Annotated in this window: 11 protein-coding genes; 10 read left to right on the plus strand and 1 reads right to left on the minus strand. The window is 55.6% G+C overall.

Going from position 1 to position 15779, the window contains the following annotated elements; genetic code table 11:
• Positions 1-213 precede the first annotated feature (213 nt).
• From sucA to sucD, 4 genes are all read left to right on the plus strand, one after another.
• Positions 214-3021 carry a 2-oxoglutarate dehydrogenase E1 component gene (sucA, locus tag IM303_RS13655; RefSeq protein WP_045261080.1) on the plus strand — a complete coding sequence of 936 codons (2808 nt, stop codon included), beginning with the start codon at positions 214-216 and terminating at the stop codon, positions 3019-3021.
• 14 nt (positions 3022-3035) lie between these two features.
• Complete coding sequence (gene odhB, locus IM303_RS13660; RefSeq protein WP_080327873.1) at positions 3036-4256, plus strand: 2-oxoglutarate dehydrogenase complex dihydrolipoyllysine-residue succinyltransferase; 1221 nt, start codon at positions 3036-3038, stop codon at positions 4254-4256.
• A 95-nt stretch (positions 4257-4351) separates the two neighbouring features.
• Positions 4352-5518, plus strand: coding sequence for an ADP-forming succinate--CoA ligase subunit beta (sucC, locus tag IM303_RS13665; RefSeq protein ID WP_006809579.1), 1167 nt, complete (start codon positions 4352-4354; stop codon positions 5516-5518).
• The gene (sucD, locus tag IM303_RS13670; protein ID WP_008501094.1) at positions 5518-6387 is read left to right on the plus strand and encodes a succinate--CoA ligase subunit alpha; all 870 of its coding nucleotides are present in this window, start codon (positions 5518-5520) and stop codon (positions 6385-6387) included. Before sucC ends, sucD begins: the two co-directional genes overlap by 1 nt.
• A gap of 83 nt (positions 6388-6470) precedes the next feature.
• Here sucD and IM303_RS13675 read toward each other — a convergent pair whose 3' ends face one another.
• The gene (locus IM303_RS13675) at positions 6471-7190 is read right to left on the minus strand and encodes a GntR family transcriptional regulator (protein WP_192971398.1); all 720 of its coding nucleotides are present in this window, start codon (positions 7188-7190) and stop codon (positions 6471-6473) included.
• Positions 7191-7361: 171 nt separating this feature from the next.
• Here IM303_RS13675 and mngA point away from each other — a divergent pair, with 171 nt between their 5' ends.
• From mngA to ybgE, 6 genes are all read left to right on the plus strand, one after another.
• Positions 7362-9278, plus strand: coding sequence for a PTS 2-O-a-mannosyl-D-glycerate transporter subunit IIABC (mngA, locus tag IM303_RS13680; RefSeq protein WP_192971397.1), 1917 nt, complete (start codon positions 7362-7364; stop codon positions 9276-9278).
• A gap of 24 nt (positions 9279-9302) precedes the next feature.
• Positions 9303-11933 carry a mannosylglycerate hydrolase gene (mngB, locus tag IM303_RS13685; protein WP_192971396.1) on the plus strand — a complete coding sequence of 877 codons (2631 nt, stop codon included), beginning with the start codon at positions 9303-9305 and terminating at the stop codon, positions 11931-11933.
• A 680-nt stretch (positions 11934-12613) separates the two neighbouring features.
• Positions 12614-14182, plus strand: coding sequence for a cytochrome ubiquinol oxidase subunit I (cydA, locus tag IM303_RS13690; protein ID WP_028012385.1), 1569 nt, complete (start codon positions 12614-12616; stop codon positions 14180-14182).
• A gap of 15 nt (positions 14183-14197) precedes the next feature.
• Positions 14198-15337: a cytochrome d ubiquinol oxidase subunit II gene (cydB, locus tag IM303_RS13695; protein ID WP_028012386.1), complete on the plus strand. Its 1140-nt coding sequence runs from the start codon at positions 14198-14200 to the stop codon at positions 15335-15337.
• A gap of 14 nt (positions 15338-15351) precedes the next feature.
• Complete coding sequence (gene cydX / locus IM303_RS13700) at positions 15352-15465, plus strand: cytochrome bd-I oxidase subunit CydX (protein ID WP_003858598.1); 114 nt, start codon at positions 15352-15354, stop codon at positions 15463-15465.
• Positions 15465-15755: a cyd operon protein YbgE gene (ybgE, locus tag IM303_RS13705; protein WP_008501100.1), complete on the plus strand. Its 291-nt coding sequence runs from the start codon at positions 15465-15467 to the stop codon at positions 15753-15755. The genes cydX and ybgE overlap by 1 nt, the downstream gene beginning before the upstream one ends.
• The last annotated feature ends 24 nt before the right edge of the window (positions 15756-15779 follow it).

Genomic DNA, 15779 nt, shown 5'->3' on the forward strand with positions numbered 1-15779 from the left:
GGGAGCGCTGTTCCCCTCACCCTAACCCTCTCCCAAAGGGAGAGGGAATAAATTGCAGAAACCTTTAAAAACTGCCCTGAAGTCTAGACAGTTTCTAAAGGTTCCTTCGCGGGCCAAATGAAAAGAGCTCGCAGGTGAACCCCGGCACGTACACGCGGTGTGCGTGGTAGTTTCTACGGCGAAAGTAAGCATAAAAATGCTTAAGGGATCACGATGCAGAACGGCGCAATGAAAGCCTGGCTGGACTCTTCTTACCTCTCTGGTGCCAACCAGAGCTGGATAGAACAGCTCTATGAAGACTTCTTAACCGATCCTGACTCAGTGGACGCAAACTGGCGTTCCATGTTCCAGCAGTTGCCTGGTACAGGGGTCAAACCGGATCAATTCCATTCCAAAACACGTGATTATTTCCGTCGTCTGGCGAAGGATGCCTCACGTTACTCTTCTGCGATTTCCGACCCTGACACCAATGCGAAGCAGGTTAAAGTCCTGCAGCTTATCAACGCTTATCGCTTCCGCGGTCACCAGCATGCGAATCTCGATCCGCTGGGACTGTGGCAGCAGGAACGTGTGGCCGATCTCGATCCGGCGTATCACGATCTGACCGAGGCCGATTTCCAGGAAAGCTTTAACGTAGGTTCCTTTGCCATCGGCAAAGACACGATGAAGCTGGGCGATCTGATTGACGCGCTCAAGCAAACCTACTGCGGCTCCATCGGCGCGGAATATATGCACATTACCTCTACCGAAGAGAAACGCTGGATCCAGCAGCGCATCGAATCCGTAGCGGGCCACGCGACCTTCTCGGCCGACGAGAAGAAACGCTTCCTCAGCGAACTGACCGCAGCGGAAGGGCTTGAGCGCTATCTGGGCGCGAAGTTCCCGGGCGCAAAACGCTTCTCGCTGGAAGGCGGCGACGCGCTGGTGCCGATGCTGAAAGAGCTGATTCGCCACGCAGGCAAGAGCGGCACCCGTGAAGTGGTGCTCGGCATGGCGCACCGTGGTCGTCTGAACGTGCTGGTCAACGTGCTGGGTAAAAAACCGCAGGACCTGTTCGACGAATTCGCGGGCAAACATAAAGAACACCTCGGCACCGGCGACGTGAAGTACCACATGGGCTTCTCGTCGGATATCGAAACCGAAGGCGGTCTGGTTCACCTGGCGCTGGCGTTTAACCCGTCACACCTGGAAATCGTCAGCCCGGTGGTTATCGGTTCCGTGCGCGCGCGTCTGGATCGTCTGGACGAGCCGAGCAGCAATAAAGTGCTGCCAATCACCATCCACGGTGACGCGGCGGTCACAGGGCAGGGCGTGGTTCAGGAAACCCTGAACATGTCGAAAGCGCGTGGTTATGAAGTGGGCGGTACCGTTCGCATCGTGATCAACAACCAGGTGGGCTTCACCACCTCTAACCCGCTGGATGCCCGTTCTACTCCATATTGCACCGACATCGGTAAGATGGTCCAGGCGCCGATCTTCCACGTTAACGCGGATGACCCGGAAGCCGTGGCTTTCGTGACCCGTCTGGCGCTGGACTTCCGTAATACCTTCAAACGCGATGTGTTCATTGACCTCTTCTGCTACCGCCGTCACGGCCACAACGAAGCGGATGAGCCAAGTGCAACCCAGCCGCTGATGTACCAGAAAATCAAAAAACACCCGACCCCGCGCAAAATCTATGCTGACAAGCTGGAAAGCGACAAGGTGGCGACGCTGGAAGATGCGACCGAAATGGTCAACCTCTACCGCGACGCGCTGGACGCGGGTGAATGCGTGGTGAAAGAGCTGCGTCCGATGAACATGCACTCCTTTACCTGGTCGCCGTACCTCAACCACGAGTGGGATGAGAGCTACCCGAACAAGGTTGAGATGAAGCGCCTGCAGGAGCTGGCTAAACGCATCAGCACCGTGCCGGATGCTATCGAGATGCAGTCTCGCGTGGCGAAAATCTACGCCGACCGTCAGTCCATGGCGGCAGGCGAGAAGCTGTTCGACTGGGGCGGGGCGGAAACGCTGGCCTACGCAACGCTGGTTGACGAAGGCATTCCTGTTCGTCTGTCCGGTGAAGATGCGGGCCGTGGGACCTTCTTCCACCGTCACGCAGTGGTTCACAACCAGTCTAACGGTTCAACCTACACTCCGCTGCAGCACGTGCATAACGGTCAGGGCCAGTTCAAGGTCTGGGACTCCGTGCTGTCTGAAGAAGCGGTCCTGGCATTCGAATACGGCTACGCCACTGCGGAACCGCGCACCCTGACCATCTGGGAAGCGCAGTTCGGCGACTTCGCCAACGGTGCGCAGGTCGTTATCGACCAGTTCATCTCCTCCGGCGAGCAGAAGTGGGGCCGCATGTGTGGCCTGGTGATGCTCCTGCCGCACGGTTATGAAGGCCAGGGTCCGGAGCACTCCTCCGCGCGTCTGGAACGTTATCTGCAGCTCTGCGCCGAGCAGAACATGCAGGTCTGCGTGCCGTCCACCCCGGCTCAGGTGTACCACATGCTGCGTCGTCAGGCGCTGCGCGGTATGCGCCGTCCGCTGGTGGTGATGTCGCCGAAATCCCTGCTGCGTCATCCGCTGGCGGTCTCCAGCCTGGAAGAGTTGGCGAACGGTACCTTCCTGCCGGCCATCGGTGAAATTGACGAGCTGGATCCGCAGGCCGTGAAGCGTGTGGTGATGTGTTCTGGTAAGGTTTATTACGACCTGCTGGAACAGCGCCGCAAGAACGATCAGAAAGATGTCGCCATCGTGCGTATCGAACAGCTTTATCCGTTCCCGCATCAGGCGATGCAGGAAGTGCTGAAACAGTACGCTCACGTACATGATTTTGTCTGGTGCCAGGAAGAGCCGCTCAACCAGGGCGCATGGTACTGCAGCCAGCATCATTTCCGTGAAGTGATTCCATTTGGGTCAGCCCTGCGCTATGCAGGTCGCCCGGCCTCCGCCTCTCCGGCGGTAGGGTATATGTCCGTTCACCAGAAGCAGCAACAAGATCTGGTCAATGACGCGCTGAACGTCGATTAATTAAAGGATACATAATGAGTAGCGTAGATATTCTTGTTCCCGACCTGCCTGAATCCGTAGCAGATGCGACCGTCGCTACCTGGCACAAAAAACCAGGCGATGCCGTTAAGCGCGATGAAGTGCTGGTAGAAATCGAAACTGACAAAGTGGTACTGGAAGTACCGGCTTCGGCGGATGGCGTTCTGGACGCGGTGCTGGAAGATGAAGGCACCACCGTCACCTCTCGTCAGATCCTGGGGCGCCTGCGTGAAGGCAACAGCGCGGGCAAAGAGTCCAGCGCGAAGTCTGAAGAGAAAGCCTCTACGCCGGCTCAGCGCCAGCAGGCTTCTCTGGAAGAACAGTCTAACGACGCCCTCAGCCCGGCGATCCGTCGCCTGCTGGCTGAACACAGCCTTGACCCGGCAGCCATCAAAGGCACTGGTGTGGGCGGTCGTCTGACCCGCGAAGACATCGACAAGCACCTGGCGAAAGCGCCTGCTCAGGCGGAAGCGAAAGCCCCTGCGGCAGCTCCGGCAGCACAGCCTGCGCTGGGTGCCCGCAGCGAAAAACGCGTACCGATGACCCGCCTGCGCAAGCGCGTCGCCGAGCGTCTGCTGGAAGCGAAAAACTCCACCGCGATGCTGACCACCTTCAACGAAGTGAACATGAAGCCAATCATGGATCTGCGTAAGCAGTACGGTGACGCGTTTGAAAAACGTCACGGTATCCGTCTGGGCTTTATGTCCTTCTACGTGAAGGCGGTGGTTGAAGCGCTGAAACGCTACCCGGAAGTGAACGCGTCTATCGATGGCGATGACGTGGTTTACCACAACTACTTCGACGTCAGCATGGCGGTTTCTACCCCACGCGGCCTGGTGACCCCGGTTCTGCGTGATGTGGATACCCTGGGTATGGCTGACATCGAGAAGAAAATCAAAGAGCTGGCCGTGAAAGGCCGCGACGGCAAGCTGACCGTAGACGATCTGACCGGCGGTAACTTCACCATTACCAACGGCGGCGTATTCGGCTCGCTGATGTCTACCCCGATCATTAACCCGCCGCAGAGCGCGATCCTGGGTATGCATGCCATTAAAGATCGCCCGATGGCGGTAGACGGTAAAGTTGAGATCCTGCCGATGATGTACCTGGCGCTCTCTTACGACCACCGCCTGATCGACGGCCGCGAGTCCGTGGGCTTCCTGGTAGCTATTAAAGAGCTGCTGGAAGATCCAACGCGTCTGCTGCTGGACGTCTAGTAACGATTTAGCATCACCTGCCCCGTGGACCGGCACACGCTGTGCCGGTCTACAGGTTTGAAGATAACGATTACCCTGAAGGATGGATAGAACACATGAACTTACATGAATATCAGGCCAAACAGCTGTTTGCCCGGTATGGCTTACCGGCTCCGGTGGGTTATGCCTGTACTACCCCGCGTGAAGCAGAAGAAGCCGCATCTAAAATCGGTTCCGGCCCGTGGGTAGTTAAATGTCAGGTTCACGCTGGTGGCCGTGGTAAAGCGGGCGGTGTGAAGGTTGTTAAGAGCAAAGAAGAGATTCGTGCGTTTGCTGAACATTGGCTCGGCAAGCGTCTGGTGACCTACCAGACAGATGCGAACGGCCAGCCGGTTAACCAGATCCTGGTCGAAGCGGCGACCGACATCGCGAAAGAGCTGTATCTGGGCGCGGTGGTTGACCGTAGCTCCCGTCGCGTGGTGTTCATGGCGTCTACCGAAGGCGGCGTGGAAATTGAAAAAGTGGCGGAAGAGACCCCACACCTGATCCACAAAGTGGCTATCGATCCGCTGGCGGGCCCAATGCCTTATCAGGGTCGCGAGCTGGCGTTCAAGCTGGGTCTGGAAGGCAAGCTGGTTCAGCAGTTCACCAAGATCTTCATGGGCCTGGCGACTATCTTCCTTGAGCGCGATCTGGCGCTGATCGAGATCAACCCGCTGGTGATCACCACCCAGGGCGACCTGATCTGCCTCGACGGCAAGCTGGGCGCTGACGGCAACGCGCTGTTCCGCCAGCCGGATCTGCGTGAAATGCGCGACCAGTCTCAGGAAGATCCGCGTGAAGCACAGGCTGCTCAGTGGGAGCTGAACTACGTGGCGCTGGATGGCAACATCGGCTGCATGGTTAACGGTGCGGGCCTGGCGATGGGCACCATGGACATCGTTAAGCTGCACGGCGGTGAGCCGGCGAACTTCCTTGACGTGGGCGGTGGCGCAACCAAAGAGCGCGTAACCGAAGCGTTCAAAATCATCCTCTCTGACGACAACGTTAAAGCGGTACTGGTTAACATCTTCGGCGGCATCGTCCGTTGCGACCTGATTGCAGACGGCATCATCGGTGCGGTAGAAGAAGTGGGTGTTAACGTTCCGGTGGTTGTGCGTCTGGAAGGTAACAACGCTGAACTCGGCGCGAAAAAACTGGCTGACAGCGGCCTGAATATTATTGCAGCGAAAAGTCTGACGGATGCAGCTCAGCAGGTTGTTGCCGCAGTGGAGGGGAAATAATGTCAGTTTTAATTAATAAAGATACCAAGGTTATCTGCCAGGGCTTCACCGGTAGCCAGGGGACTTTCCACTCCGAACAGGCGATTGCCTACGGCACACAGATGGTTGGCGGCGTAACGCCAGGTAAAGGCGGCACCACGCACCTGGGCCTGCCGGTGTTCAACACCGTGCGTGAAGCGGTAGAAGCGACGGGCGCAACCGCGACCGTGATCTACGTTCCGGCACCGTTCTGCAAAGACTCCATTCTGGAAGCGATCGACGCAGGCATCAAGCTGATCATCACCATCACCGAAGGCATCCCGACCCTGGATATGCTGACCGTGAAGGTGAAGCTGGACGAAGCAGGCGTGCGCATGATCGGCCCGAACTGCCCAGGCGTGATCACTCCGGGCGAATGCAAAATCGGCATCATGCCTGGCCACATTCACAAGCCGGGCAAAGTGGGCATCGTTTCCCGTTCCGGTACCCTGACCTATGAAGCGGTTAAGCAGACCACCGACTACGGCTTCGGCCAGTCCACCTGCGTGGGCATCGGCGGTGACCCAATCCCGGGATCTAACTTCATCGACATCCTGAAGCTGTTCCAGGAAGATCCGCAGACCGAAGCGATCGTGATGATCGGTGAGATCGGCGGTAGCGCGGAAGAAGAAGCGGCTGCTTATATCAAAGAACACGTGACCAAGCCAGTCGTGGGCTACATCGCGGGCGTGACCGCGCCGAAAGGCAAGCGTATGGGCCACGCGGGCGCGATCATCGCCGGTGGTAAAGGTACGGCTGATGAGAAGTTTGCCGCGCTGGAAGCCGCAGGCGTGAAGACCGTTCGCAGCCTGGCGGATATCGGCGAAGCACTGAAATCCATCATTAAGTAAGTCCTCTCTGCTCCCCGAACGGGGAGCGATGAAGTATAAAAATGTCCGTTTCGACATGGTTGGCCGCTGTAAAGCGGCCTTTTTTATTGCCTGCGTCTGGCGACGAGAGTGAACTTGTAGTCGTCGGTATTGAACACGTTGCGGCTGTATTCAAACACCCGTCCGTCCTTCAGGAACCCGCGGGAGACTTTTTCCAGGATCGGCTTTGCCGGATCGAGCGACAGCGCGGCGATCGCCTCCTCTGACGGCATGATCGGCATCAGCTCCTGCTCGCTGCGATCGATAACCAGCTTTTTGATCTGCTCAACGTAGTGATATTTCGAATTCTCCATCACTTCCCAGGTGAGGTCGGGAAACATGGCCAGCGGCATCCATGTCTCCTCCAGGTTCACCGGCTTCTGCTTGATGAAACGCACGCGCTTAACGTGCCAGACCTTATCTTCCACGCCAACCGCTAATGTTGCCGCCAGCCGCGCATCGGCTTTCACCACTTCAAAGATTTTGACATCACTGTGCGTATCGACATGACGATCCGCCAGCTTTTCGTAAAAGCCGGTGAGCTGATAAATATCGTAATTGACGCGCTCCTCTTTTTTTACATAAGAGCCGCTGCCCTGAATACTTTCGATGATCTGCTCGTCGGCGAGCAGTTTCAGGGCCTGCCGCACGGTGACGCGGCTGACGCGAAACGCCTCCTGAAGACTGGACTCCGTCGGCAGCGCGTCTCCGGGTTTTAATTCCCCGGCGTTGATTTTCTCGCGGAACGCATCGGCTATGTGCCGATACATCGGTTTGTTGCCCATTTTATCGCGCCTGCTTAATACCTTTTCAGGGAATTATGCATTCAACTGATGATTTGTAAATAATACAATTAAAATACAAATTTGGCTTTTAGTGAAAGTGATCACATAAATGTATTATCAGGTCTGCCAGAATCCTCCCCAGACCATAACTCTGTATAGGTGAGGATCTTTATGAACCTGACGACTCTGACCGATCCGCGTGCTGTTTGCGTTCAGGCGCAGTTTACCCGCCGGGATGAGGCAATCCGTCAGCTTACGGCGCGGCTGGTGGCGCTGGGCAAAATCGCTGATGCCGATGCGTTTCTGGAGGAGGTGTTTCATCGGGAATCGCTTGGGCCGACCGCGCTGGGTGAAGGACTGGCCGTTCCTCACGGTAAATCAGCCGTCGTGAAGGAGGCGGCTTTTGCCGTGGCAACTCTGCGAGAACCGCTTGCATGGGAAGGCGTGGACGGGCCGGAAGAGGTTGAGCTGGTTTTTCTGCTCGCCATTCCGCCAGCAGAAGCTGGTTCAACCCATATTCAGGTGCTGACGGAGCTGACGTCTCGCCTGGCGGATGACGATCTCAGGGCGCGCGTGATGGCTGCTACCACGGCGGAAGACGTGCTTGCTGCGCTTGAAGCTGCTCCTGACATGGAAGAGGCAGGCGTCGCGCTGAATGCCCCGACAATCGTCTGCGTGACCGCCTGTCCGGCCGGGATCGCGCATACCTATATGGCCGCAGAGTACCTGGAAAAAGCGGGACGCAAGCTTGGCGTCAACGTGGTGGTCGAAAAGCAAGGGGCAAACGGCATTGAGGGGCGCATCACCGTGCAGCAGCTTCATGAGGCCAAAGCGTGCATTTTTGCCGCAGAAGTGGCGATCAAAGAGAGCGAGCGTTTTCAGGGGATCCCCGCCATCTCCGTGCCCGTCGCGGAGCCTCTGCGCCATGCTGAAGCGCTGATTGAGCGCGCGCTGGCGCTGCAGCCTGCATCCGATGCGCGTCCTGCGCATGTCGATACCGAAACGAAAAAGAGCGTTAAAACTGAACTCAAGCAGGCACTTCTCAGCGGTATCTCTTTTGCGGTGCCGCTGATCGTCGCTGGCGGTACGGTGCTGGCCGTGTCGGTACTGCTGGCGCAAATCCTGGGTCTGCAGCACCTGTTTGACCAGGAAAACTCGTGGCTGTGGATGTACCGCAAGCTTGGCGGTGGCATGCTCGGCATTCTGATGGTACCTGTTCTGGCGGCCTATACCGCGTATTCGCTGGCGGATAAACCTGCGCTGACGCCGGGCTTTGCGGCCGGTCTTGCTGCCAATATGATCGGCTCCGGTTTTCTTGGCGCTATTGTCGGTGGGCTGATCGCGGGCTATCTGATGCGCTGGGTGAAAAACCACATCCGGCTCAGTAGCCGCTACAACGGCTTTCTGACCTTTTATCTCTATCCGGTGATTGGCGTGCTCGGCGCGGGCAGCCTGATGCTGTTTGTGATTGGCGAACCGGTGGCCTGGCTCAATAACACGCTCACCGTCTGGCTTAACGGTCTCTCCGGCGCGAATGCGCTGCTTCTGGGGGCAATCCTCGGGTTTATGTGCTCATTCGATTTGGGTGGCCCGGTCAACAAAGCCTCTTACGCGTTTTGCCTGGGGGCGATGGCGAACGGCGTTTATGGTCCTTACGCAATCTTTGCCTCCGTCAAAATGGTCTCAGCCTTCACCGTCACGGCGTCGACGATGCTGGCGCCGAAGCTGTTTAAACCGTTTGAAATTGAAACCGGTAAATCAACGTGGCTGCTCGGCCTGGCGGGCATTACCGAAGGGGCGATCCCGATGGCGATTGAAGATCCGCTTCGCGTCATTGGCTCATTTGTGCTCGGCTCCATGGTAACAGGCGCGGCTGTCGGTGCGATGGGGATCGGTTTGTCTACCCCGGGGGCCGGGATTTTCTCTCTCTTTTTACTTCACGATGCCGGGTTGGGCGGTGTGGTTGCGGCGGCGGGCTGGTTTGGCGCGGCGCTGGCGGGGACCGCTGTCTCCACGTTTGTTCTGCTGCTCTGGCGACGTCAGGCGGTAAAAAAGGGCAAGTACCTCACAGAAGACGCCATACCGTAAAAACTCACAAAACAGGAAACGAAGATGAAAGCTGTATCTCGCGTTCATATCACGCCGCATATGCACTGGGACCGTGAGTGGTACTTCACCACTGAAGAGTCGCGCATTCTTCTGGTCAATAATATGGAAGAGATCCTGACCCGTCTGGAGCAGGACGACGAGTATAAATATTACGTCCTTGATGGCCAGACGGCGGTGCTGGAAGATTATTTTGCCGTCGTGCCCGAAAACCGCGCGCGGGTAAAGGCGCTTGTGGAGCGCGGAAAACTGATTATCGGCCCCTGGTATACCCAGACCGATACCACGATTGTCAGCGGCGAGTCGATTGTCCGCAACCTGATGTACGGCATCCGGGACTGTATGGCGTTCGGCGAGCCGATGAAGATCGGCTATCTGCCGGATTCGTTTGGTATGTCCGGCCAGCTTCCGCATATCTATAACGGATTTGGCATTACCCGGACGATGTTCTGGCGCGGCTGCTCGGAACGACACGGGACCGATAAAACCGAATTTCTCTGGCAGAGCCAGGACGGCAGTGAAGTCACGGCGCAGGTGCTGCCGCTGGGCTACGCGATTGGTAAGTACTTACCGGAGGACGAAGCCGGGCTGCGAAAACGGCTCGACAGCTATTTCGACGTTCTGGAAAAGGCCTCCGTCACCAAAGAGATTTTGCTGCCCAACGGTCACGATCAGATGCCGCTGCAGCAGAACATTTTCTCCGTGATGGATAAGCTGCGTGAAATCTATCCGCAGCGTCAATTTGTAATGAGCCGCTTTGAAGAGGTGTTTGACCACATTGAGGCACGCCGCGATGAACTGGCGACCCTGAAAGGGGAGTTTATCGACGGGAAATACATGCGCGTGCACCGGACAATCGGCTCCACGCGCATGGATATCAAAATTGCCCATGCGCGTATTGAGAACAAACTTGTCAACATCCTCGAACCGCTGGCAACGCTTGCATGGACGCTGGGCTTCGATTATCACCACGGCCTGCTGGAGAAGATGTGGAAAGAGATCCTTAAAAACCACGCTCACGACAGCATCGGCTGCTGCTGCAGCGACAAGGTGCATCGTGAGATTGTCTCTCGTTTTGAACTGGCTGAAGACATGGCAGATAACCTGGTGCGTTTCTATATGCGCAAGATTGTCGACAACATGCCGCAAAGCGACGCCGACAAACTGGTGATGTTCAACCTGATGCCCTGGCCGCGTGAAGAGGTGATGAACACCACGATTCGACTGCGCGCCAGCCAGTTCCGTCTGTTGGATGATAAAGGCAACGAGATCCCGTATTTCATTCGCAGCGCGCGCGAGCTGGACCCTGGTCTCATTGACCGGCAGATTGTCCATTACGGTAATTATGAGCCGTTTATGGAGTTTGATATTCAGCTCAGCCAGATACTGCCGTCGATGGGCTACCGTACGCTGTTTATCGAGCCAAACGTGGCCGGGAAGGTGGTCTCTCCGGTGATAAACACCGAATCCTTGCTCGAAAACGCCTTCTGGCAGATTGATTTAAATAACGACGGTACGCTGCGCCTGCGCGACAAAGAAACCGGGCTGATTTATGACCGGGTGCTGGAAATCGAAGAGAGTTCGGATGATGGCGATGAGTACGACTACTCGCCTTCGCGGGAAGAGTGGAGACTCACTTCAGCGCAGGGCGAGCATCAGGTCGAGGTTATACACGAAGGCTGGCAGAGCAGGGCGGTGATTCGCCATCAGATCGCGGTACCGGCTAATCTGGCCGAACGCGCGGCGCGTCAGCGAAGCGGGTCTCTCGGCGCTGAGGTTGAAATCACGCTTAGCCACCACAGCAGACGTATTGATGTGGCGGTGCGTCTGGATAATCAGGCTGACGACCACCGCGTCCGCGTGCTGATCCCTACGCCGTTTATGACAGAGGACGTGTTAGCGGATACCCAGTTTGGCACCCTCACTCGTCCGGTGCAGGACGCGGCGATGGAAAACTGGCAGGAGGAGGGGTGGAAAGAAGCGCCCGTTCCCGTCTGGAATTTACTCAACTATGCCGTCCTGCAGGAAAAACGAAACGGGCTTGCGCTGTTCACCGAAGGACTACGCGAGTTTGAAGTAGTAGGTGAGGATAAAAAAGCCTTTGCCCTGACCCTGCTGCGCGGCGTGGGGTTACTCGGCAAAGAAGATTTGCTGTTGCGCCCCGGTAGGCCTTCAGGAATCAAAATGCCTGTTCCTGACTCCCAGGTGCGCGGTTCGTTAAGCTGTCGCTTTAGCCTCTTCAGCTTCAGTGGAACGCCGGAAAACGCGGGCGTCGCGCAGCAGGCTAAATCGTGGTTAACGCCGGTGCAGTGCTATAACAAAATTCCCTGGGACGCGATGAAGCTCAATCGCTCGTCGTTTACCACGCCGGAAAGTTACAGCCTGCTGGCGCTTTCGCCCACGGGATGCGTACTCAGTACGCTCAAAAAGGCTGAAGATCGAGACGAGCTCATTCTTCGTCTGTTCAACCCTTCCGAGTCCAGCGCATGTGACGCGACGTTATCCGTGGGTCCGACCGTGAAACGGTGCTGCGAAACGGACATGAATGAACGGATAATAGACAATCGTGAAGAAGAGGGCATCGTCGGGGCGTTCAGACCGGGACAGTCACGAACCTTCAGCATTCTTCTTGCCTGAAAACCGCTGACACGATCAAAAGGCCGCAGAGTTTGCGGCCTTTTTTCATTAAATAGTCACGCTTCGGTGTTAACTTCCAGGATAATAAAAGTAAATTAAATGTAATTTCTAAGGGTTGCAAAAACAGAATGGAAAAATAAACTGGCCCAGCTACGCTTATTGTTTGTCCCGCTTCGACAGGGCATTTTTCTCTCGCGTTAATTAAAATCACTTCTGTTTATATTTTTTTTGGTCTTCGATAACCAATCGCATCTTTGCATGCACATATCATTAACATGGTTTTTACCATTCTCACCGCAGCTAAACATGATTAACATCAAGACTGGTTTTTGATTTAAATCAAAGTTTAATGCTTGGAAAAAGATGCCGAAAAGCGCTAAATTGTCCCCGATCAAAATGGCCGAAAAGTGGTAATTTTGCTATAAATTGATCGCCGTCGAAAAACGTAAATGTGATTCAATAAAAACCTGTTTATTGTAAGGGTTTTGCAGCGTATTATATTTGCGGGATCAATTTGAGTTTTTTATTAACCTATTTGTAACCTGTCGTCATCGTTTTTATCCTTCTCCAGGGTAATAACGACGACCAGGATGCGAATAATTTGTATTGGGGCATGCGTGTGAATCTCTTTCTGACGGGGTTCACTCTCGGAGTCTTCATGCGATGAGCAAGGAGTCATAATGTTAGACGTAGTCGAACTGTCGCGCTTACAGTTTGCCTTGACCGCGATGTACCACTTCCTGTTTGTGCCGCTGACGCTCGGTATGGCGTTCCTGCTGGCAATTATGGAAACGGTTTACGTCCTCTCCGGCAAACAGATTTATAAAGATATGACCAAGTTCTGGGGCAAGTTGTTCGGTATCAACTTCGCGCTGGGCGTGGCAACCGGTTTGACCATGGAGTTCCAGTTCGGGACTAACTGGTCTTACTATTCCCACTATGTAGGGGATATCTTCGGTGCGCCGCTGGCCATTGAAGGCCTGATGGCCTTCTTCCTCGAATCCACCTTTGTAGGTCTGTTCTTCTTCGGTTGGGACCGTCTGGGTAAAGTCCAGCACATGGCCGTAACCTGGCTGGTGGCATTAGGTTCGAACCTGTCCGCGCTGTGGATCCTGGTGGCGAACGGCTGGATGCAGAACCCGATCGCGTCTGACTTCAACTTCGAAACCATGCGTATGGAGATGGTCAGCTTTGCCGAGCTGGTCCTGAACCCGGTTGCTCAGGTTAAATTTGTTCACACCGTGGCATCTGGCTACGTGTGCGGCGCGATGTTCGTGTTGGGTATCAGCTCCTACTATATGCTGCGCGGTCGTGACTTCGCGTTTGCCAAGCGCTCCTTTGCTATCGCTGCAAGCTTCGGTATGGCTGCAATCCTCTCCGTTATCGTTCTGGGTGATGAATCCGGTTACGAAATGGGTGACGTGCAGAAAACCAAACTGGCCGCTATCGAAGCCGAATGGGAAACCCAGCCGGCACCTGCTGCCTTTACGCTGTTCGGTATTCCCGATCAGGACGCGCAGGAAAACCGCTTCGCCATCCAAATTCCTTACGCGCTGGGTATCATCGCAACCCGTTCTGTCGATAAGCAGGTAACGGGTCTGAAGGAGCTGATGGTTCAGCACGAAGAGCGTATCCGTAACGGTATGAAGGCTTACTCGCTGCTGGAACAGCTGCGTGCCGGCTCTACCGATCAGGCCGTTCGCGATCAATTTAACGACGTGAAGAAAGACCTGGGCTACGGTTTGTTGCTGAAACGTTATACCCCGAACGTTTCTGATGCGACGGAAGCACAGATTCAGATGGCGACCAAAGACTCGATTCCACGCGTTGCGCCACTGTACTTCGCATTCCGTATCATGGTGGGCTGCGGCATCATCATGCTACTGATCATTGCGGCGTCCTTCTGGTCCGTGATTCGTAACCGCATCGGCGAGAAAAAATGGCTGCTGCGCACCGCGCTGTACGGTATTCCACTGCCGTGGATCGCGATTGAATCCGGCTGGTTTGTAGCGGAGTATGGCCGTCAGCCATGGGCGATTGGTGAGGTACTGCCAACGGCGGTAGCGAACTCTTCCCTGACGGCAGGCGACCTGATCTTCTCCATGCTGCTGATCTGTGGTCTGTACACCCTGTTCCTGGTGGCTGAACTGTTCCTGATGTTCAAGTTCGCGCGCCTTGGCCCAAGCAGCCTGAAAACCGGTCGCTATCACTACGAGCAGTCCACTGTGACTACTCAGCCGGCACGCTAAGACAGGAGTCATCAAATGATCGATTATGAAGTATTGCGTTTTATCTGGTGGCTGCTGGTTGGCGTTCTGCTGATCGGTTTCGCCGTCACGGATGGTTTCGACATGGGGGTGGGGATGCTCACCCGTTTCCTCGGTCGTAATGACACCGAGCGTCGAATCATGATTAACTCCATCGCCCCTCACTGGGACGGTAACCAGGTGTGGCTGATCACCGCAGGCGGCGCGCTGTTCGCTGCCTGGCCGATGGTCTACGCGGCTGCGTTCTCCGGCTTCTATGTGGCGATGATTCTGGTGCTGGCCTCTTTATTCTTCCGTCCGGTCGGTTTCGACTACCGTTCCAAGATTGAAGATACCCGCTGGCGCAACATGTGGGACTGGGGCATCTTCATTGGTAGCTTCGTTCCACCGCTGGTGATTGGCGTGGCATTCGGTAACCTGCTGCAGGGCGTACCGTTCCACCTCGATGAATACATGCGTCTTTACTACACCGGTAACTTCTTCCAGCTGCTGAATCCGTTTGGCCTGCTGGCCGGTGTGGTGAGCGTGGCGATGATCATCACTCAGGGCGCAACTTACCTGCAGATGCGTACTGTGGGTGAACTGCACCTGCGTTCCCGTGCTACTGCTCAGGTGGCGGCACTGGTGACCCTGGTTTGCTTCGCTCTGGCAGGCGTGTGGGTGGTGTACGGTATTGATGGCTACGTGGTGACGTCTGCGATTAACCACTCGGCACCGTCTAACCCGCTGACCAAAGAAGTGGCGCGTCAGGCTGGTGCATGGCTGGTGAACTTCAACAATACCCCTGCGCTGTGGGCGATCCCGGCTCTGGGCGTGCTGCTGCCGCTGCTGACCGTGCTGACGTCTCGTCTGGAGAAAGGTGCTCTGGCGTTCGTGTTCTCTTCACTGACGCTGGCGTGCATCATCCTGACGGCGGGTATTGCCATGTTCCCATTCGTCATGCCATCCAGCACCATGCTGAATGCTAGCCTGACCATGTGGGATGCAACCTCCAGCCATATGACGCTGAACTTAATGACTTACGTTGCTTGCGTGTTCGTTCCGATTGTTCTGGCATACACCATCTGGTGTTACTGGAAAATGTTCGGTCGTATCACCAAAGAACATATCGAAAGCAACACCCACTCTATGTACTAAGTAAGGAGCTGAATATGTGGTATTTCGCATGGATTTTAGGGACGCTTCTTGCCTGTGCTTTTGGTGTCATCACTGCCCTAGCGCTTGAGCACGTCGAAGCGACCAAAGCGGGTGAAGAAAAACACTGATGAATATTATCGCGAAGCTTTACGCGGTAATGGATAAGCGCCCGTTACGGGCGCTTTCTTTAGTGATGGCATTACTGCTGGCAGGCTGTATCTTCTGGGACCCGTCGCGCTTTGCGGCAAAGACCAGCGAGCTTGAGATCTGGCACGGCTTCCTCATCATGTGGGCAGTGTGTGCCGGGGTGATCCACGGCGTGGGCTTTCGTCCGAAAGCCGTTCACTGGCAGGGAATTTTTTGCCCGCTGATTGCCGATCTGGTGCTTCTCGCCGGTTTGATTTTCTTCTTCTTCTGAATAAGAAATGTCCGTTAACGTTAT

This window comes from Enterobacter cloacae complex sp. P38RS, assembly GCF_014930775.1.
GTDB classification, from domain to species: Bacteria; Pseudomonadota; Gammaproteobacteria; order Enterobacterales; family Enterobacteriaceae; genus Enterobacter; species Enterobacter bugandensis.

Coding starts and splice junctions, on each gene's coding strand:
- sucA (WP_045261080.1), top strand. CDS start 214: ATGCAGAACGGCGCAATGAAAGCCTGGCTGGACTCTTCTTACCTCTCT.
- odhB (WP_080327873.1), top strand. CDS start 3,036: ATGAGTAGCGTAGATATTCTTGTTCCCGACCTGCCTGAATCCGTAGCA.
- sucC (WP_006809579.1), top strand. CDS start 4,352: ATGAACTTACATGAATATCAGGCCAAACAGCTGTTTGCCCGGTATGGC.
- sucD (WP_008501094.1), top strand. CDS start 5,518: ATGTCAGTTTTAATTAATAAAGATACCAAGGTTATCTGCCAGGGCTTC.
- IM303_RS13675 (WP_192971398.1), bottom strand. CDS start 7,190: ATGGGCAACAAACCGATGTATCGGCACATAGCCGATGCGTTCCGCGAG.
- mngA (WP_192971397.1), top strand. CDS start 7,362: ATGAACCTGACGACTCTGACCGATCCGCGTGCTGTTTGCGTTCAGGCG.
- mngB (WP_192971396.1), top strand. CDS start 9,303: ATGAAAGCTGTATCTCGCGTTCATATCACGCCGCATATGCACTGGGAC.
- cydA (WP_028012385.1), top strand. CDS start 12,614: ATGTTAGACGTAGTCGAACTGTCGCGCTTACAGTTTGCCTTGACCGCG.
- cydB (WP_028012386.1), top strand. CDS start 14,198: ATGATCGATTATGAAGTATTGCGTTTTATCTGGTGGCTGCTGGTTGGC.
- cydX (WP_003858598.1), top strand. CDS start 15,352: ATGTGGTATTTCGCATGGATTTTAGGGACGCTTCTTGCCTGTGCTTTT.
- ybgE (WP_008501100.1), top strand. CDS start 15,465: ATGAATATTATCGCGAAGCTTTACGCGGTAATGGATAAGCGCCCGTTA.